The 19,968-nt window shown below is 27.3% G+C and carries 20 protein-coding genes and 1 tRNA gene; 18 read left to right on the top strand and 3 right to left on the bottom strand.

Annotated features, from left to right (window positions below; translation table 11 throughout):
* Positions 1-1,425: 1,425 nt before the first annotated feature.
* Together K0040_RS03495 and K0040_RS03490 are read left to right on the top strand one after the other, a co-directional pair.
* Positions 1,426-2,520 (top strand): FtsK/SpoIIIE domain-containing protein, encoded by a 1,095-nt coding sequence (locus tag K0040_RS03495; RefSeq protein ID WP_228107561.1) that lies wholly within the window; start codon positions 1,426-1,428, stop codon positions 2,518-2,520.
* A gap of 8 nt (positions 2,521-2,528) precedes the next feature.
* The gene (locus K0040_RS03490) at positions 2,529-3,086 is read left to right on the top strand and encodes a hypothetical protein (RefSeq protein WP_228107560.1); all 558 of its coding nucleotides are present in this window, start codon (positions 2,529-2,531) and stop codon (positions 3,084-3,086) included.
* A 127-nt stretch (positions 3,087-3,213) separates the two neighbouring features.
* Here K0040_RS03490 and K0040_RS03485 read toward each other — a convergent pair whose 3' ends face one another.
* A complete protein-coding gene (locus K0040_RS03485) occupies positions 3,214-3,669 on the bottom strand; it encodes a GIY-YIG nuclease family protein (RefSeq protein WP_228107559.1) in 456 nt (151 codons plus the stop codon).
* 141 nt (positions 3,670-3,810) lie between these two features.
* Between K0040_RS03485 and K0040_RS03480 the strand changes: the two genes are divergently transcribed.
* Positions 3,811-4,617, top strand: coding sequence for a hypothetical protein (locus tag K0040_RS03480; protein ID WP_228107558.1), 807 nt, complete (start codon positions 3,811-3,813; stop codon positions 4,615-4,617).
* 23 nt (positions 4,618-4,640) lie between these two features.
* Here K0040_RS03480 and K0040_RS03475 read toward each other — a convergent pair whose 3' ends face one another.
* A complete protein-coding gene (locus K0040_RS03475) occupies positions 4,641-4,847 on the bottom strand; it encodes a helix-turn-helix domain-containing protein (RefSeq protein ID WP_228107557.1) in 207 nt (68 codons plus the stop codon).
* Between the two features lie 156 nt (positions 4,848-5,003).
* Positions 5,004-5,089 (bottom strand) — tRNA-Leu (locus tag K0040_RS03470).
* A gap of 272 nt (positions 5,090-5,361) precedes the next feature.
* Here K0040_RS03470 and polA point away from each other — a divergent pair.
* From polA to K0040_RS03395, 15 genes are all read left to right on the top strand, one after another.
* Positions 5,362-8,016, top strand: coding sequence for a DNA polymerase I (gene polA, locus K0040_RS03465; protein WP_228107556.1), 2,655 nt, complete (start codon positions 5,362-5,364; stop codon positions 8,014-8,016).
* Positions 8,017-8,024: 8 nt separating this feature from the next.
* Positions 8,025-8,627, top strand: a complete 603-nt coding sequence (gene coaE / locus K0040_RS03460; protein WP_228107555.1) for a dephospho-CoA kinase — start codon at positions 8,025-8,027, stop codon at positions 8,625-8,627.
* A complete protein-coding gene (locus tag K0040_RS03455; protein WP_228107554.1) occupies positions 8,620-9,177 on the top strand; it encodes a lytic transglycosylase domain-containing protein in 558 nt (185 codons plus the stop codon). The genes coaE and K0040_RS03455 overlap by 8 nt, the downstream gene beginning before the upstream one ends.
* A complete protein-coding gene (locus tag K0040_RS03450) occupies positions 9,177-10,859 on the top strand; it encodes an ABC transporter substrate-binding protein (RefSeq protein WP_228107553.1) in 1,683 nt (560 codons plus the stop codon). Before K0040_RS03455 ends, K0040_RS03450 begins: the two co-directional genes overlap by 1 nt.
* Positions 10,860-10,884: 25 nt before the next feature.
* Positions 10,885-11,097 (top strand): heavy-metal-associated domain-containing protein, encoded by a 213-nt coding sequence (locus K0040_RS03445; protein WP_228107552.1) that lies wholly within the window; start codon positions 10,885-10,887, stop codon positions 11,095-11,097.
* 143 nt (positions 11,098-11,240) lie between these two features.
* Positions 11,241-12,269, top strand: a complete 1,029-nt coding sequence (locus tag K0040_RS03440; RefSeq protein ID WP_228107551.1) for a branched-chain amino acid aminotransferase — start codon at positions 11,241-11,243, stop codon at positions 12,267-12,269.
* Between the two features lie 262 nt (positions 12,270-12,531).
* Positions 12,532-12,939: a bacteriohemerythrin gene (locus K0040_RS03435; RefSeq protein ID WP_228107550.1), complete on the top strand. Its 408-nt coding sequence runs from the start codon at positions 12,532-12,534 to the stop codon at positions 12,937-12,939.
* Positions 12,940-13,124: 185 nt separating this feature from the next.
* Positions 13,125-13,829, top strand: a complete 705-nt coding sequence (locus tag K0040_RS03430) for a LytR/AlgR family response regulator transcription factor (protein WP_228107549.1) — start codon at positions 13,125-13,127, stop codon at positions 13,827-13,829.
* 11 nt (positions 13,830-13,840) lie between these two features.
* Positions 13,841-15,151 carry a sensor histidine kinase gene (locus tag K0040_RS20990; protein ID WP_228107548.1) on the top strand — a complete coding sequence of 437 codons (1,311 nt, stop codon included), beginning with the start codon at positions 13,841-13,843 and terminating at the stop codon, positions 15,149-15,151.
* A 19-nt stretch (positions 15,152-15,170) separates the two neighbouring features.
* On the top strand, positions 15,171-15,890 hold the full coding sequence (locus K0040_RS03420) for a YhfC family intramembrane metalloprotease (protein ID WP_228107547.1): 720 nt from the start codon (positions 15,171-15,173) through the stop codon (positions 15,888-15,890).
* Between the two features lies 1 nt (position 15,891).
* Positions 15,892-16,284 carry a DUF3887 domain-containing protein gene (locus K0040_RS03415; RefSeq protein WP_228107546.1) on the top strand — a complete coding sequence of 131 codons (393 nt, stop codon included), beginning with the start codon at positions 15,892-15,894 and terminating at the stop codon, positions 16,282-16,284.
* A 316-nt stretch (positions 16,285-16,600) separates the two neighbouring features.
* On the top strand, positions 16,601-17,209 hold the full coding sequence (locus tag K0040_RS03410) for a hypothetical protein (protein ID WP_228107545.1): 609 nt from the start codon (positions 16,601-16,603) through the stop codon (positions 17,207-17,209).
* Positions 17,210-17,282: 73 nt separating this feature from the next.
* On the top strand, positions 17,283-18,035 hold the full coding sequence (locus K0040_RS03405; RefSeq protein WP_331476268.1) for an endonuclease/exonuclease/phosphatase family protein: 753 nt from the start codon (positions 17,283-17,285) through the stop codon (positions 18,033-18,035).
* An 89-nt stretch (positions 18,036-18,124) separates the two neighbouring features.
* The gene (locus K0040_RS03400) at positions 18,125-18,496 is read left to right on the top strand and encodes a VOC family protein (protein ID WP_074914725.1); all 372 of its coding nucleotides are present in this window, start codon (positions 18,125-18,127) and stop codon (positions 18,494-18,496) included.
* A gap of 26 nt (positions 18,497-18,522) precedes the next feature.
* On the top strand, positions 18,523-19,842 hold the full coding sequence (locus tag K0040_RS03395; protein ID WP_228107544.1) for a C40 family peptidase: 1,320 nt from the start codon (positions 18,523-18,525) through the stop codon (positions 19,840-19,842).
* Positions 19,843-19,968 lie beyond the last annotated feature (126 nt).

Here is a 19,968-nt window from a genome sequence, read left to right as displayed (position 1 = left end):
GTCCATCATATAGGTTAAAGTCTAAACTTAATTATTTAGATAGTTCTTCTTCAGGTAATTCTTAAAAGTATATTTTTTGTACATAATTATTTTCCTCTTTTTATACAAATATATATTGCAATTTACACTCAAAGTTATGAGGACATGGAATACTTTCCCATAAATACAATAAAAGAAATTGAATTCAATAAGGCTTATAGACCATTAAGCATATTAAATGAGCCTATGGTTGTTATTGAAAGAGAAAAAAGTATTTAATTCTCAAGAACTAGAGAATATATATTTTAGTACGAAGGTATAAAAACATGCACCTATAGGAAGTTTTAACCACATCAAAATTAAGTTGGTTAAAAGGAAAGTAATCTCGCTGAATCCAATTTTGAGCTGAGTGAATTCAACGACCTTTTAAGGGGGTCGTGAAACACGAGGGGGAAGATTAGGGGAAGGTTAATGGAGAAAAGTGTGAGCTACTACCTTACAAAACCTAACATTAAAATTACATAATGGGAGTAATCTAAAATAAAAAATACCTACAGTGTTTACAGTCCCTAAAAAGGACATAAGGCAGAGTACGAATTTCGTACGCCCTAAATACATAAAAAGAATTATCTTAACATATCCAACACACTAAAAAATAAGTTTTGGGCACTTTCTGATTCTCTAAAAAAACATTTCAAATAAGCATAGTAAGATTTGTAAGCCCCTAAAAAGGAAGTCTCATAGCTCAAAGTTGAGAAGTTCCTCAAATTGTGAAAATCCAATATGGGGTTATCAGATTTAGAATCTATATAAGAGGTTGCCACAATGTTGTGGTTAGTATTAATCACCGTTGTTTTGAAAGTGGATTTTTCCGTTTTTAGAGTAATCACTCGAACGATACAAGTGCTCCACTTTTCGAGAATCCAATTTTGGATTTTCAGATTTATTCAATACTTTTGTAAGTACCTCGCATTTTGCTACCTACTTACAAAGTAACAACCAAATGGTGGTTAGTGAAACAGTAGAGTTGTATTTTCTATTAAGGTGTTAGCAATTTTGCATCTAAGCAAGAAATGAAGGCATAATGGTTCTTTAAAAGCCAAGAAGATACATAATATTTATAATTGGCCTAAAAGTACGCTTTACTACATGATAAAGCAATATGAAGAAGAAATGAAAAGATAAAAAGTAATATATTGAATAATTGAACTCTATTTATAGAGTTCTTTTTTTATGATGAATATTAAATTATGGAATTTATTTCTAAATATAAAGAATTATATTCTGTATATAAACATATAATTTACTAAAATAGGTATTCTTACGATATATACCAACAGTAGGTATATGTTCAAAAGGCTTAAAAAGCTTGTTAAAACTAGCTTTAAATGCATAATGGCTATATTGTTTGGAAATGGAATACCTATATTTATAGGGGGAGTGTTTATGAAAAAAATAGATACTGAAAGCAATTTATTACAAGATATATTTGATTTAGCTTGGGGTAAATATTCTAATTGGTATGATAGGGTATTTCAAATTAGAAACACCATAACTGATGTGTCAGAGGTATTTCCAACTTTACCAGATATGATTAAATATGAGTTACCAAAGAGAAATTTAAAAGAGGGTATTTTTATTCCTATAGGAGATACTTTTAAAAATAGAAAAATAGTGCTAGATTTAAAATCTAATCCTCATACAGTTGTTACTGGGGTTACAGGAGCAGGAAAAAGTGTATGTACTAAAGGAATGATAACTACATTGATGAATAACTACCCTAGCAGTGAAATTAACTTTTACTTCATAGATTTTAAGATTGTAGAACTAAGCCTTTTTAAAAGATGTACTAATTATGTGAAAGTTTATGTGACGGAAATAGAAGAAGCCAAGGAGTTATTGTCTGACCTTATGGAAGAATGTAAACGTAGATACAGATTATTTGATGAATTAGAAGTAACTAATATTTGGGATTACAATAAATTAGTACCTAAAGAAAAGCAGCTTAAAAAACAAATTATAGTAATAGAGGAGTTTGTTGAATTTACACAAGATAAAAAGAAAGTAGCAATGACACTTCTTAAAAGATTTTCAAGTTTAGCTAGAGCATCTGGACAATATTTAATTGTAACTGGTCAAAGATTCGATAATACTGTGATAGATTTGGTTTTAAGAAATAATTTATCTAATAGAATTGTATTTCAAATGAGTGATGAGGCTAATAGTAAATTATTGCTGGGTAGATCAGGAGCAGAAAAGATTGATGTAAAAGGAAGATGTTATGTAAAAGTTAATGCTAATATTCAAGAGTGCCAATCTTATTATATTTCAGATAAACAAGTAAAAAGTATTATAAAACCATATATAATTTCTAAAAAACAGCCTAAAAATGAAGGGCTGTCTTCTAATACAAATAAAAGTGCTTTAGAGACTTCAATTAAAGATAAGGATAAGTTACAAGACAAAGAAAATAAAATTATTTCTATTGAAGATAAGAAGGTTCAAAATATTACTAATTTGGATTTTTTAGATAACTTATAGGTGGTTTTATGAAAATTACCGAAAGAGATATGAAAATCTTAGAATTCTTAAAAGAAGTTAATGTATCTGATACTAAAACATTATCTATACTATTTTTCAATGGGAGTATTAGAAGATGTAATCAAAGATTAAAAATACTTAAGGACCATAATAAGATAAAGTGCTTTAGAGAGAATATATTATCATCTAATATTTACTATATTGGAAGAAAGCCGGCTAATTGGAAGCATAAAATTGTATTTAGTCAATTATTAGGAGTACTGCAGCTAAATAATATTAAGATACTAAAGTATAGAACTCCGTTTATATGTGGAAGTGTTATAGCTGATGGATTTATAGCAATAAGTATTGATGGAGTTAATAAGATTTATTTCGTAGAAGTTGAAAGAACAAAGAAGCTAGATATAGATAAATATGAAACATTGTATTATAGTAGAAAGTGGAAGGAGTTTTTCCCGGTTATGCCAAGGATTTTGTGTATTACTGATAGAAAAACGAATACAGATCATGTAGCGCTAGAAATTAAAACTTGTAAAATAGATTTAAGTAATTTAAGGCTAGATTAATTTCTAGCCTTTTATATATTTTTAGCTAACGAGCGAAAATTTTCGCTGGTAAATGACTTCACTTGATAGTGTGAAAATTTCGGTTGTATACTTTACATACATCCGAAAACCCTTTTAAAAGGGAAAACTAAAATATAAACATAAGAATGGCAATAATAAATACCGCATAAGTTACAGCCATTACAAGTCTATCTTGTTTATTAGTTAAATTTATTGTTTCTTTATCAAGCTTTTGTAATTCATAATATAGCTGCCAATTCTCTAATTTATCGTAATATTCTTCATTGATTACAGCTTTAGAATTAATATTGTGGTCCTTATCTTTCTTATTATATTTAGGCTTATATTTATTTATTAAGTATTGTTCAAGGGCAAGAGCAGTAGCATAATCATCACACTTGCATATTTCAACTTTAGCAGTTTTGCTATAAGCATCTTTTCCTACATTAGAGCCTTTATTAGAAAAATGTTGATTCAATCTAGTATGTATCTTTTTAGCAGAACCTATATAAATGGTGTTGTCAGTAGTATCTATAAATCTATAACATCCAGGACCTTTATATTTAATAGTTAATCCATACATAATAATCACCTCTTACTATTGAGTTTTAATTTAAATAGTGAGTTCTATACATAAAATTAAGATTAATTATTGATTATTAAGTATATATGATATTATTATATCTTAATATAATTAAAATGATAATGATTGGAGATGATTGATGTGCAAGTAAAATTAGTAGTACAAAAGAGTAATAATATAAAAGATTTCATTAATGAAACAGCTAAAAGATATAGTAATTTTACTGATTTTTATATAAGACCACATGGAATTTTAAGCGATACATATGAAATAATATTGTGTTTTAACGGGAAGACAAATGTTAATAATGAAAAGATTATGCAAATTGAAGTGATTAAGGATGTGAATTATTCTATCATACCTGATTTTTTAGTACAAATTAATGATGATTTTGATAATTTAATTGATGTCGATATCATACAATATAGAGATAAAAAACATTTAGCATTGATAATTTTAAAATTTGAATGCAATAAAGACGTTGAACAGATAATAACAACTGATGTTTATCATATGAGTTGGTCTGGAGGTTCAGATATAGGTCAAACTCAAGTAGAATTAGATATAAATAAATATTCAGATGGAGAACCAAATCCTATTAGTAGCCAGTTTGAAGAAAGTTTGCTTATAACTCATATAAGAGGTGGCATGGCTATAAGATTAAGATATTCATTAAAAAATATTGATATGTTGTTTAAGATATATTGGGATGATGATAAAAATGTTTATAAAATTATTGAGTACGGATTGAAAGATTATGATAAATGGAGTAATGAAAGAATAGTTATTCAAGAAAGAATAGTAGAAAAAATAGATATAGATGAACTATCTAAAGATGTTGTGAGAAAGTTAGAAAAAGAGTTAGGAATAATAATATCAAATAGATCTATAAATGAAGTTCATAAAGATATTGAAGAAATAAGTAAATATTGCTATAGCATACAATAAGCATGATAAAAAAGAACTCTTAATTATTCAGAGTTCTTTTTTATTTCAACTATATCAGATATATTACAATCTAAACTCATACATATCTTATCTATAATACTTAATGATACAGATTCATTCTTACCTAGTTTAGCTAGAGTACCATTACTTATACCAACCAATTTTACAAGGTCCATTTTCTTCATATCTTTATCTATTAAAGTTTTCCATAATGGATTATAAGAAATCATATATAAAATTCCTTTCATTTTTAAGTGGTTTTAAGTGCACAAAAATAAAAATCTATTTTACTGCGGTATTACTGCGGTATTTTTCTATAAAATAAAAAAACTACTAAAGATAAAACTTAGTAGTCTCAATGGTTTCGATTGTATTTAATTAAAAATTGGTGCCGGATGTGGGACTCGAACCCACACGGTATTGCTACCAACGGATTTTGAGTCCGTCGCGTCTGCCATTCCACCAATCCGGCATATTATTACTAAATTATAACAAAGACTTAAATTAAAATCAAGTATAAAGATATATTTAATTATAATAAAAATGTTTTAAGATACTTAAAAAAGTAAAGTATATATAACAGTGCACATAAAAAAACTATGATTGATAATTATGAAGATAAGGTGATTTTCTTATTAAACACCTTAATATAATTTGATTATTGTGGTATTATTAAATAATAATATCTGGGTATATAATAAGATATATAAATATATAATATTGAAAAATATAGGAGTGATAAACTTGGACAAAAGATTAATAATTATAGATGGAAACTCGATAATAAATAGAGCATTTTATGCATTACCAGACATGAGTAATAGTGAAGGATTAAAAACTAATGCCATATATGGTTTTACTAGAATGTTATTTAAAATAATAGATGATTATAAACCAACTCATATAAGTGTTGCTTTCGATATGAAAGCGCCAACATTTAGACATAAAGAATTTACTGAGTACAAAGCAGGAAGAAAGAAGATGCCAGATGAACTTGGTCAACAATTAGAGCCATTAAAAGAATTATTAGATACTTTTAATATTCATAGAATGGAAATGGCAGGATATGAGGCTGATGATTTAATTGGTACAGTTTCAAAAATGGGAGAAGACAACGACTTTAAAGTATACATAGTTACAGGAGATAAAGATGCTATACAACTTGCATCAAACAAAACAACCACATTAATCACTAAAAAAGGTGTAGGAGAAGTGGAAGAATACAACTATGATTCAGTTCTAGAAAGATATGAAATGACTCCTACACAATTTATAGACTTAAAAGGATTAATGGGAGATAAATCAGACAATATACCAGGGGTTCCAGGTATAGGAGAAAAAACAGGTATAAAACTTATAAAAGAGTTCTCTTCTATTGAAAATTTAATAGAAAACACTGAACAACTAAAAGGAAGTGTTAAGAAAAAAATAGAAGAAAACAAAGAGCAAGCTGTATTTAGTAAAAAACTTGCCACAATTATAAGAGATGTACCTATTGAAGTAACTCTAGATGAATTATCTTTTGGAGATTATGATAAAAATGAAGTAATAGAAGAATTTAAAAAATTTGGATTCAACACACTAATAAAACAAGTACTATCTATGGACTCAGGAAGTGAAGAATCTTCTGTAGAAGAAAAGATAGATCTAAATATTAATCACTTAGATAATGTTGAAGAATTTAAAAAAGAGATTGAAAAAACTAATAAATTATTTATAAAAACTGTAAAAAAAGTAGGAAATATATTAGATAAAAATATACAATATGTATTTGTAAGCTCAAATGGAACAGATATTTATTATTTAAATGGCGAGGAATTAGAATTAATAAAAGAGATAATTTCTAATGAAGAAATTAAGAAAATAGGTTACAATTTAAAAGATGATTATTTAGCTTTCAAACCATACAATATGGAAATGAATAATATTTTCTTTGATATAGCCATAGGAGAATATTTAATAGATTCAAAATCATCTACGTCTTATGAATGTAGTGATATAGCTATGAAATATTTAACTAAAAAGGTGAAATCCCAAGAAGAGATCTTAGGAAGAGGAGTTAAAGCTAAGAAATTCCAAGATTTAGACATGGAAGAATTAAGTACATATTTTGGAGAAATGATAAACATAGTTTATAATGTATATCCAATTATGGAGAAAGCATTTAAAGACATGGATATGGAGTACTTATTCTATGATGTGGAAATGACATTGGTAGAAGTATTAGGATCTATGGAATACTATGGTATAGCAGTTGACAAAAATCAATTAAAAGATCTTGGTGATAAATTTAAAAACATAATTGCAAACTTAGAAGAAGAAATATTCTCACTTGCTGGAGAAAAATTCAATATAAATTCACCTAAACAATTGGGAGTCATATTATTTGAAAAGCTAGAACTACCAGTAATTAAGAAAACTAAAACAGGATACTCTACAAATGCAGATGTATTAGAAAAACTTAGGGACAAACATGAAATAATAGACAAAATTACTGAATATAGACAAATAGTTAAGTTAAACTCAACATATGTGGAAGGATTAAGCAATATAATCAATCCAATAAGCGGTAGAATTCATTCTTCATTTAATCAAACAATAACAACTACAGGAAGAATATCATCTACGGAGCCTAATCTACAAAATATACCTGTTAAAACAGAAATGGGTAGAGAAATAAGAAAAGTATTTATTGCTGATGAAAACTCAAAACTAGTAGATGCAGATTACTCTCAAGTAGAACTTAGAGTATTAGCTCATATGAGTGGTGACGAGCATATGATAGAAGCATTCCAAAATCATATGGATATTCACTCAAAAACAGCATCACAAATATTTGGTATAGGTGTAAATGAAGTTAACTCTACACAAAGAAGTGAAGCTAAAGCTATAAACTTTGGTATAGTTTATGGTAAAACAGATTTTGGTTTATCACAAGACTTAAATATACCTGTGGCAAAGGCCAAGGCTTATATAGAAAGTTATTTTGCAAATTACTCTAGCATAAAGGACTTTATGGATAAAGTTATTGAACAAGCAAAAGAAAAAGGTTATGTATTAACCGAATTTAACAGAAGAAGATACATTCCAGAAATAAACTCAAGTAATTTTATGGTGAGAAAACAAGGTGAAAGATTTGCCATGAATGCTCCTATTCAAGGAAGCGCAGCTGATATTATAAAAATAGCTATGGTAAATGTATATAATAGATTAAAAGATGAGCAACTTAAATCAAAACTAATATTACAAGTACACGATGAACTTATTGTTGAGGCAGTAGAAGAAGAAATAGATAAAGTAAGCAAAATAGTAAAAGAAGAGATGGAATCAGCAGTAAATTTACAAGTACATTTAGATGTGGATTTAAATGTTGGTGATTCTTGGTATGAAACTAAGTAGGTGAAAATATGCTTATTTTAGGATTAACGGGAAATATTGGATGTGGAAAAAGTAGTTTGTCTGCAATATTTATTGAGGAAAATATAGATATAGTTGATGCAGATATTATTGCACGACAAATTTATGATGATGAAAAATTACTTAAGAAAGTATATGATACTTTCGGAAACCATATAAAAAATCAAGATGGTTCTTTAAATAGAAAGGCTTTAGGAAGAATAGTATTTAATAATGATGAAAAACTAATTCAACTTAACAAATTAACTCATCCAGTGATAAGGCAAAATGTAAGTAATCAAATTGATGAGTATAAAAATCAGAATAAAAAAATAGTAATACTAGATGCAGCCCTACTTGTTGAGTCAGATTATTTAAATTTTGTTGATAAATTACTAGTAGTTACTTGTAATGAAGATATACAAATTGAAAGAATAAAAAATAGAGATAATTGTTCTACTGAGGAGGCACTTAGTAGAATAAAATCTCAAATGAGTCAAGAAAATAAGGCAAAATATGCAGATTATATAATAGATAATTCAGGTACAATTGACGAGTTGAAGAAAAAGGCTTTTACATTTTTGAATTATATAAAGGAGAATTGGAGTGTATAAGAAGAGTATTATAATCTTATCTGTTATTATAATCTTAGGCGGAGCGATTTATTTAGAAGGTGGAAGAATAAAAACATTACTCTATCCAAGGAAGTACTCTGCATATGTGCAGAAATATGCAGAGGAATATAATCTAGATGAAAATTTAGTTTATAGTATTATAAAAGCAGAAAGTAAATTTAATGAAGAAGCACTATCACGTAGAGGTGCAAAAGGTTTGATGCAAATTGCGGATGTTACAAGAGATTGGGCAATAGAAGAATTAGAGTTAAATGATGATATAGATGTATATGATCCAGAAACTAACATAAGAATAGGTTGTTGGTATCTCAACACCTTGTACAAAGAATTCGGTAAGACTGACTTAGTAGTTGCAGCATACAATGGTGGTTCTGGAAATGTAAGAAAATGGTTATCGGATGAAGAGTTTAGTAAGGACGGAGAAAATTTACATACTATACCTTTTTCTGAAACTGATAAATACGTAAATAAAGTAAAGAAAAATTATGAGCAATATAATATGTTATACAGCAAGGAAGGAAGGAACTAATGAAGAAAAAATTAATAAAACTTCTAGCAATAGTTTTAACCATAGTTCTGGGAACTGTAGGATGTTCTAAAGAAAAAGAAAATAAAAATGATAATAATGATGAGATAAATGAGTTGAATATTCAAGAGTCTAACTATATTCATTTGACAATGTTATTTCCAACTACTATAAATCCTCTACTAAACAAAGATAAATCAGTAGGATACATAATGAATTTAATTTATGATGGTTTATTTGAAATTGACGAGAATTACAATGTGGAACAAAGGTTAGTTGAAAAATATACAAAGTCATCAGATGGAAAGAGTATAAATATTGAATTAAATCATGATGCTACTTGGCACAATAATAAAGAGGTAACTTCTAGTGATGTTAGCTTTACAGTTGATTTAATCAAAAAAACAAATGATAGTCCTTACTCAGACTTAGTAAAAAACATTGAATCAATACATATAAGTGACAGCAAGAATTTTACTATTAATTTGAAAGAAAATGACCCTTTTGTAATAGACAAATTAACTTTTCCTATTGTTTCAAAGGAAAGATTGGGTAACTTAAAAACTGATGAAATAAGTCAGTACAAGTACAACCTTTTAGGAAATGGACCTTATAAAATAAAAGACTATGTTGATAGAAAATATATTATACTTGAGAGAAATGAAAAATATTTCAGTAATTTGCCAGAAAATAGAAAAGAAATATTTGTGAAACTAGTTCCTGATAAGGAGTCACAAACAGAGATGGTACTTGCCCTAGATAGTGATATTACAAGCATAGATCTATCAGAATTAAGTAAGTTTGAGAAAAAGAAAGAGTTTAATGTTACTAACTATGAAGGCAGAGACTACGAAATGGTTATATTTAATTACGATAATGAATTTCTAAAAAATGTTAGCTTTAGAAAAGCCGTAATTTCTGCCATAGATAGAGAGAAGCTTTTAAAAGAAGCTTATATAGGAAATGCAACTTTATCATATTTCCCTCTTAATACAACTAGTAAATATTACAATAAAGACATTAATAATTTAGCATTTAATAAAGAAAAGGCCATAGAATACTTAACTGAGGGGCTTAAATCAGTAAATGAATCTTTAGAATCTCAAAAACAAGCTGAGTCAAGTAAACAAAATTCGCAAAACTTACAAGGTATAATAGAGGATAATTCTACAGGGGCATCTTCTAACTCAGAGCTTTCAAAAAAAGAAATGAAAGAAGTGTTAAATCAAGTAGAATTAAACATCGTGGTATCTAACAGTAACGGTGAAAGAATAAAGGTAGCAAACATTATAAGACAAAATTTAGCCTCAATAGGGATTAAAAGTGTGATTAAAGAATTAAATGAAAAAGACTTAACTAAAGCTATTGATTCTAAAAATTATGATTTAGCAGTAGTTGGTTATTCTTTATCAAGTATTCCAGATGCTAGAGATATACTGGAATCGTGCAATATAAAAGATAAGGAAATATCCACATATATTAAGTCTTTGGGAAATTCTAAATCAGAGGATGAAACTAAAAAAATATATGATCAAATTCAAAAATATGTGGCTGAAAAAGCTTCATTTATATCTTTAGGAATACTAGATAATTTTATAGTATCTAATAAGAGACTTGAAGGAACTATTCATCCTAATGATTTCGATATTTATAAAGGAATTTCTAACTTACAAATGAGTAAATAAACTAATTAACAGGAGGAAAGACTACATGAAAAGAAAGTTATCTATTGAAGGAATGAGATGTAGCCATTGTGTGGTAAATTTAAAAGATGTTTTAACAGAAGATATTGATGGTGTAGAGGTCTTAGAAGTTAATTTAGACAGAAAGTATGCTATTGTAGATATGAATGATAGTGTAGATATTGAAAAAGTTAAAGAGTTAATAGATGACTTAGGTTTTAACTTAATAAGTGTAGAATAAACTAAAAATAAAATTATTTATATTTGAGAAAAGGAATATTTACGTAAATATTCCTTTTTCTATTTTAAAATCTATAAATTGTATTAAAAAGATGGATACATTATAATATAAAGGACTTTAAAAATAGATTTAGGAGGGGAAACATGGAAAATATAAATCTAGATTGGAAAAACTTAGGGTTTGATTATAGACAAACTGCTAAAAGATATGTATCTAATTATGAGCATGGAACTTGGGATGAAGGAATTTTAACAGAAGATTCAAATGTTGTAATTAATGAATGTGCAGGAGTTTTACAATATGCACAGACTTGCTTTGAAGGCTTAAAAGCTTACAGAACAGAAGATGGAAAGGTAGTTATATTTAGGCCTGACCTTAATGCTGAACGTTTAGCAGATTCAGCGAGAAGGCTGCATATGCCAATAATATCACATGAAAAGTTCTTAGATGCAATAGAACAAGTAGTGTTGGCAAATATTGATTTTGTACCACCATTTGGAAGTGGAGGTACACTATATATAAGACCATATATATTTGGAAGTGGATCAGTTATAGGAGTGAAACCAGATACTAGGTTCCAATTCAGAGTATTCACAACGCCTGTTGGACCATATTTTAAGGGCGGAGTTAAGCCACTTAGTATATGCGTAAGTGATTTTGATAGAGCTGCGCCATATGGTACAGGTCACGTGAAAGCAGGGCTTAATTATGCTATGAGTTTACACCCACTTCAAGTTGCTCATGAAAATGGGTTCGATGAAAATATGTATCTAGATGCACAAACAAGAACAAAGGTTGAAGAAACAGGTGGAGCAAACTTTATATTTGTAACAAAGGATAAAAAGATAGTTACGCCAAAATCTGATACTATATTGCCATCAATAACACGTCGTTCTTTAATGTATGTAGCAAAAAAATACCTTGGACTAGAAGTTGAAGAAAGAGAAGTACATGTAGAGGAATTAAAAGATTTTACAGAATGTGCTTTATGTGGAACAGCAGCAGTATTATCACCAGTTGGGAAAGTAACATATAAGGATGAAGAAATATGCTTCTCAAATGGAGCGACTGAAATGGGACCAATTTGTAAGAAATTATACGATACATTAACAGGAATACAAATGGGTAAAATAGAAGCACCAGAAGGTTGGATAAAAGTAATATCTGAGTAATTGAAAATATAAAAATATTAAGATAAAAATAATTTACTATGAAAACTATTTTGAATACATTTGGCTTTAGGCAAGGTTCAAAATAGTTTTTTATTGCATAATTAGAACTAAAAATGTATTAATATAAAAACATTTGATTATAAATTCTGTGATTACAATATAAAATATAGTGATTTTATGACGTATAATTGACTTTATTAAAATATAATGATATTATTTTGGTAACATTTTACAAAATAATTATGGATTGAGAGGGAGAGAAATGGCGTATAAATTGTCAGATGATTTATTAACAGGAAATATGCAAATTGATACAGAACACAAAGAATTAATAAGAGCAATTAATGATTTGTTAGAGGCTTGTAGTAAGGGGAAAGGTAGAGATGAATTAGAAAGAACAGTTAAATTTTTATCTTCTTATACAAAAACACATTTTGCTCATGAAGAGGCCTTACAAATGAAATATAGTTACCCTGACTATAATAATCATAAAAAATATCATAAACATTTTGTGGAACAAGTTGAAAGTATACATAAAAGACTTTTGGCAGAGGGTTCAAGTATTGTTTTGGTGGGAGATATCAATAATAAAGTTGGTAATTGGATAATTAATCATATAAAAAGAGAAGATGTGAAAGTTGCACAACATATAAAAACTAAATCAAAATAATTTAATGAAAATACCTAGAGAAATTCTCTAGGTATTTTTTATATAACAATTTATATATTCATAAAATATTTATATTTAATTTAACTGTAACTTATGTATAAAAAACTATACCTTAAGCAGACTTATTGATATTATATTTCTTAAGTAGATATAATGAAAATAAGCAAGGGGAGAGGTAATTATTAATGATTAAAATAGCTATTTGTGACGATGATTTAATCATCCTTAATCACACAAAAGAAAAAATAGAAAATTACAAGATAAAAGATTTGCAAATATACTCATATAAAAGTGGAGAAGAATTGTTAGAAGGTGAAGAGAAGTTTGACATTATATTTTTAGACATAGATATGGGAGGGATTAATGGAATAGAAACAGCTAAAAAAATTAGGACTTACGATAAAAAAGTGAAAATAATTTATGTGACAAATTATACAGACTACACATCTTCTGCTTTTAGTGTTCACGCTTTTGGTTATTTAGTAAAACCGATTAAGGAAAAAGATCTTTATGAACAACTTGATGAAGCTTTATCCTATATGAAAGAAGAGGAAGAATTTTTAATAGATTTTATGACAGAAGATGGATTAGTAAGAATAGATGTAAAAAAAATATACTATTTTGAATATACATCTAGAAAAATACTTATGAAAACAAATGAAAAGACTCATATCATAAAAGATAAAATTTCAGCAATTAGTGATAAAATGAAAGGTTTTGGTTTTGAAATGCCTCATAAAAGCTTTGTAGTAAATTTGTATAATATAAAATCTATCAAAGGTTATGACATTTATATGATGGATGAAAGTGTAATACCTTTATCTCAAAAAAAATCAAGTGAGTTTAGAAATTCTCTCAATATTTATCTTAGTAATCATATTGAGAAATAGATAAGGGGGTAGTGGAAATTAATAATTATATTGACTTAGCTGCATACTTAATATTGCCAATCATAGGAAGTGTATTTATTGTTTATGCTTGCTTTGATTTTATGAAAAAAGTAGATAGAAAAATATATAGAAAAAAGATAAGTTATATATTTGCATTTGTACTATTTAATATGGCTTTATCATGTAGTGCCTTATCAGGAAGTATTTTAGTAAATGTGATTACATTTTTAAGTGGAATATTGATAATAGGACATTTTTTATATAATGATTCAAAACTTTATTTATTATATTATTGTATATTTGCTCTTTGTTTTTTATTTATAGACTTACTGGTTAGTTTTTTTATATCTTTTGTAATATCTTATGGAGGATTTTATTTTTCAAGTTTAGTTTACTTGCAAATAACTGTAGTATTTTTAATTAGAATTATAGAATATGTTTATATAAAACTTTTTACGAATTTCATAAATAGACGAGAAGCTAAAATTATAAGCAAAATTCAAAGTTTTAATTTTTTAGTTATTCCTTTATTTAGCGTAATTTATATAATGACCCTAGTTTACTTATTACAACTATACGCTGGATTTGTAGAAAGTGTTTTGCTAGTTGCAAATGTAGTTTTAATATTGACTTTAAATATATATGTAACTCATATTTTTGATACTGTATCAAAAAATAATACTTTGCAAAATGAAGTTAAATTATACCATCAACAAAGTGAGCTACAACACAAGTATTATGATAATTTGGAAAATAAATATAAAGAATCTCGAAAACTAATTCACGATGTAAGAAATCACTTACAATCTATAGAAAGGTTGTATGAAAATAAAGAAAAAGACTTGGCTAAGAAATATACAAATGATATTCATTTAATGTTAAATGAATTAAATCAAAAGTATTATACAAGTAATAGAATATTAAATATTATCTTAAATGATAAATATCAAATTATAAAAAATACTAACATAGATTTTGATTGTAAAATAGGGGAGATAGACCTTGGCTTTATAAGAGAAATTGATATTACAACAATATTTGCAAACCTTTTGGATAATTCTATAGAAGCAGCAAAAAAAGTGGAAGATAACAGTTATATAAAATTTCATGTGAATAAATTCAATGATTTTATAGTTATAAATATAGTAAACTCCATGAAAGAAAAACCAATTATGAAAAATAAAAAAATTAAAAGCACAAAAATTAATCATGATGGCTTAGGCTTAGAAAACATAAGAAAGACTTTAGAAAAGTATGACGGAAGTTTAGTGATTGATTTTAATGAAGATGAATTTAAAGTTAATATTGTAATTCCAAATTAATAATTAGGAAGTGAATAAAGTGATTGAATTAGGAACTAAAATAGGTTTAGTAATAAGTGTTATAATTTCATTTGTGGTTCCAATAGTAATGCTTATTTATTACATGTTTTGCAAAAAACAAAAACTAAAATCTTTTATAGTAGGTGTTTTAGTATTTTTCATATCTCAAATTATATTAAGACTCCCCTTATTATCTTATGTGTTTCCAAATCAAATTTGGTATATGAGGCTAAGTTTAAATCCTTATTTGTATAGTATTTTTTTAGGATTGACTGCAGGTATTTTTGAAGAAGTAGGGAGATATATAGGATTTAAATATTTCCTGAAAAATAATCACAAATATGATGATGGAATTAGCTTTGGTTTTGGACATTGGGGGATAGAGGCATTATTTATAGTAGGAATAAATGCAGTTATTCTTTTATTTAGTCATAATTTACCTGAAGCTTCAGGTTTGAGTTTAACAAATGCTTTTATGATGGGAATGGAAAGGTTATTTGTACTAAGTGTGCATGTGGGATTTTCCATAATTGTATTATATTCTGTAAGACTAAACAAAATTTCTTACCTATTTATTGCTATTATACTTCATGGAATAATGGATGCAGGAATAGGTATTTTACCACAAATATTTAATATGGAAACTATAGGTATTGAAATATACTTACTAATTTGGGGATTAGTCTTTTTATATTTAATACATAAATTAAAATTGAAGTTTACTAAAATGGAGGAGTAAAATGAAAAAATTAAGATTACTTTTGATGATAACTTTAGGTTGTGTAATGTTAGGAGGATGTTCTTCAAACAAATTAAGTGATGATTTTAATGAAGAAGAGTTAAAGACAACTACAAAAGAAGTTATTCAAATGTTATGTAATGAAGAATATGACAAAATAAAAGAAATGTCAGGACAAGAATTTATAGATGCAGGAGTAACAGAAAAGATAAAGGAAGCTTGGGAGCCTATGGCTAAAGATTTGGGGAAATTTGATTCTTTTGATAAAGAAGCAGTAGTAGGAGATGGTGACCAAGCTACAGTTGTAATTATATCTAAATTTGAAAATGGAAATGTTAAATTTACAATAAGTTACAATAAAGATATGAAACTTACAGGATTTTATATTAAATAAATTATAAAATAAAAAAGTACCTTATACAGTTAAAACATGGTTGACTATATAAGGTACTTTTTTGTAAAAAAAGGCTTCTATTTATGGGGGAAAATAGAAGCCTAAATGGGGGAGATTGAGTATGTTTGATTTTATAGTACTAGTTTTACCAAAACAAAATAGTTTATACATAAATTCAAAACAATTTAATAATTTTCAATAAAAATCATATAATTGAATAAACCATAAATAGAAAATATTTAGTAAATTCACCAATTTAAAATTACTTGAATATAATAAGTAAGTATAAGATTGTTGATAATAAGGGGGAGGTATCATGGAATCTAGATATTATAAAGAAGATTTGAAAGATATGATACTTGATATGGCCCACAAAGAACTTGAAAATTATGTATCTCAAAAAGGCGCACAAAAATACTTTGAAGGAAATATAGATAAAGTCATAAATAATTATATAAAAAAAGTAAGCAAAGACTCAAATATTCAAAAAACCTATTTAAAAGTATTAAAAAATGGTGCATATCAAGAAAATATGGTTTCAGTAGCAAAAATTATTAGAAATCAAGAGCTATTTAAGTCAAAAGGAGAGTTAATAAAATTTGCTAACTACTTGGGAATAAGTGTAAATAAAAAAAATTCTTACAATCAAATATTAAAAAAGGTTTCAAAGCATATTTATGGCAATAGAGGGTCATACTCTAAAAAATATGTTTTTTATAAAAGAAATAGTCAAGAATATGTGTTAGAACCTGAAAAAATAAAAAAAGACTTAATAGAAAGTTATAAATCAAAAACTAGAGAAGATATGAAATCAATAGCAAAGCTTCTAAATATAAAAATAGTAGAAGAAGACTCTGCTGAAGACATAAGAAAAAAAGTAATTAATTATATAATAAAAGAAAAAGTTGCAAAGAAAAGTCATTAAAGTTAAAGACGCTATTGGCGTCTTTAATTTTGGGGTAAAATATAAAAAATTGTGTAAAAGGAGTTGATCAAATATTAAGTTAAAAAAAACTTTTTTATTAATCTTAATTATAATTTCTAGTGTAATAGCAAGCAGTGTTAATACAAATGAAGGCAGATTAAATACAAATTTAAAAATTGTAAGTTATAACATACATAGTGGTGTAGATAAAGATATGTTTCCAACTCTTTTTGATATTATAGATTTTTTGAAAAATTGTGATGCAGATATAATTTGTTTACAAGAAGTAAATGAATCTGCAAAGGTAGGATTTCAAGTGAGTAGTCTAAAGGAAGAATTGGGAATGAACTCTCATTTTGGTGCAAATGTAGTAAATCTAAACTCGAATTATGGATTAGTAACTTATTCAAAATATAGAATAATTAGGCAAAATCATGTATACCTAAGTAGTTCTAAGGAGCAAAGGGGTATGTTACATACAGTCATAGATGTTAAGGGTAAGAATGTAAACATAATTAATGTTCACTTGGGAACAAATAAAGAAGAACAAGAAGGGCAATTAAAAGAATTGCAAACTTTTATTGATGGACTTGGTAATGAACCTTATATTATAGCAGGGGACTTTAATGCGGCAGATATAAATCTTGATAATAACTGTATAGATGTGGCAAAAACATTAGATAAATCAAATACTTTGACTTTTTCTTTAGGGATAGAAAGAATAGATTATATCTTTGTTTCACGAGATATTGTACCTATAAATTATAGGGTTATTATAAAAAAATTATCAGACCATTATCCAATTATTGCAAAACTAAGAGTATAATAATAGAATATTGTAGTAATGTACAAAAAAATGTAATAATATTTAATTATACAAATATAGGATATTGTAACACATAAGGAGGAAATAATATGAAATTTACATTTTGCCATAATAATTTTAACGTACTAAATTTAGAAAAAAGTTTAGAATTTTATAAAAAAGCATTAGGTTTAAAGGAAACTAGACGTATAAATTCAGAAGACGGAAGTTTTGTTTTAGTATATTTAGGTGATGGAGTAACATCTCATAATCTAGAATTAACTTGGCTAAGAGATTGGGACAGACCTTATAATTTAGGAGATAACGAGTTCCACTTAGCATTGGAAGTAGAAGATTTTGATAAAGCTTACGAATTACATAAAGAAATGGGTTGTATTTGTTTTGAAAATAAAGCTATGGGAATATACTTCATAGCTGATCCAGATAATTACTGGATAGAAATATTACCAAAGAAAAAATAGAATGATAAAATTTGGGGGAGATAACTGTGAATACAAAAGTAATTACAGCTATAGGAGTTGGCACGCTAGCATTATCTTTAGGCCATTCTAGTGTTAGTGCACAGGAAAAAGGAACAGTTACAGTAAGTGCATTAAATATAAGAAATGGACCAGGTACAGATACTAGCATAAAAGGTTGCTTACAAAAAGGTGATGAAGTAGCAATATTAGAAAAAAGTGATGGTTGGTTAAATGTTCAGTTACCTAATAAGGGAACTGGATGGGTCAGTGATAAATATATTCAAATAGAAAGTGCTAGCCTAAATGCAAAAATTAAATGTAAGGTTAGACTAAATGTAAGAAGTGGACCAGGAAAATCATATGAAATTAAAACTACTGTAAAAAATGGAACGATGCATAAAATAACTGACAAATCAAATGGTTGGTATAAAATACAGCTAGTTAATGGAAATAGTGGTTGGGTACATGGATCTTATGTTGAAGAGACAACAGGCAATGTTTCTAATGATTCTAACAATGATTCAAATAAACCTGAAGGAACTCCAGAAATAGAAGTTAATTTAAATGGAAAAGTAACTAGTAATGTTAATTTAAATGTAAGAAGTGGACCGGGAACCAATTACTCCGTTAAAACTTATTTAAAACCTGGGCAAGTGGTATTTTTATTAAGTGAATCCGATGGATGGTACAAAGTAAAATTATCCAACGGCACTATAGGATGGGCTTCATCTTCATATATATCTAAAAGTGATACTTATGGAAAATCAACAGATAGTCTAAATGTAAGAAGTGGGCCAGGAACTAATCACTCTGTTAAAACTGCTCTAAAAAAGGGTGAAGTAGTAACCATAACTAACAGCTCTAACTCTTGGTACCAAATAAAAGCTAGTTCTAATATTACTGGATGGGTAAGTTCTAAATATATAAATATTACAACAGAATCACCAGGTGATAATACATCAGGTGAATCTAAAAATGAATCAGTAGTGGATCTTGCTATGGCTCAATTAGGTAAGCCTTATGTATGGGGTGGAAATGGTCCAAATTCATTTGACTGTTCAGGATTTACAAGTTATGTATATTTACATGCAAGAGGAATATCTTTACCTAGGATTTCCTACGACCAAGCAAGGGTAGGAACTTCTGTAGGAACAAGTAACTTGAAAAAGGGAGATTTATTACATTTCGCTACAGTTACACCTGGAAGCACTTCACATGTGGGTATTTATATTGGAAATAACCAATTTATTCATGCCAGTGGCTCTCAAACAAGACCAGATAAGGTGAAAATAGACTCTTTGTCTGGATATTATGGAAAAGTATTGCTAGGAGCAAGAAGATTTTAATAACATCAAAAGCTATGAAATTAGAAAAGATCTAAATTCATAGCTTTTTTTATAATTATTTATAATCAAATTCATATCATAAATTGGACATCTTCTAAATATATATTAGTAAAACCATTTAGGAGG

Origin of the sequence: Terrisporobacter petrolearius (assembly GCF_020748185.1) — a bacterium.
Classification (GTDB): Bacteria; Bacillota; Clostridia; order Peptostreptococcales; family Peptostreptococcaceae; genus Terrisporobacter; species Terrisporobacter petrolearius.
This window is presented reverse-complemented; position numbering and strand designations above follow the sequence as displayed.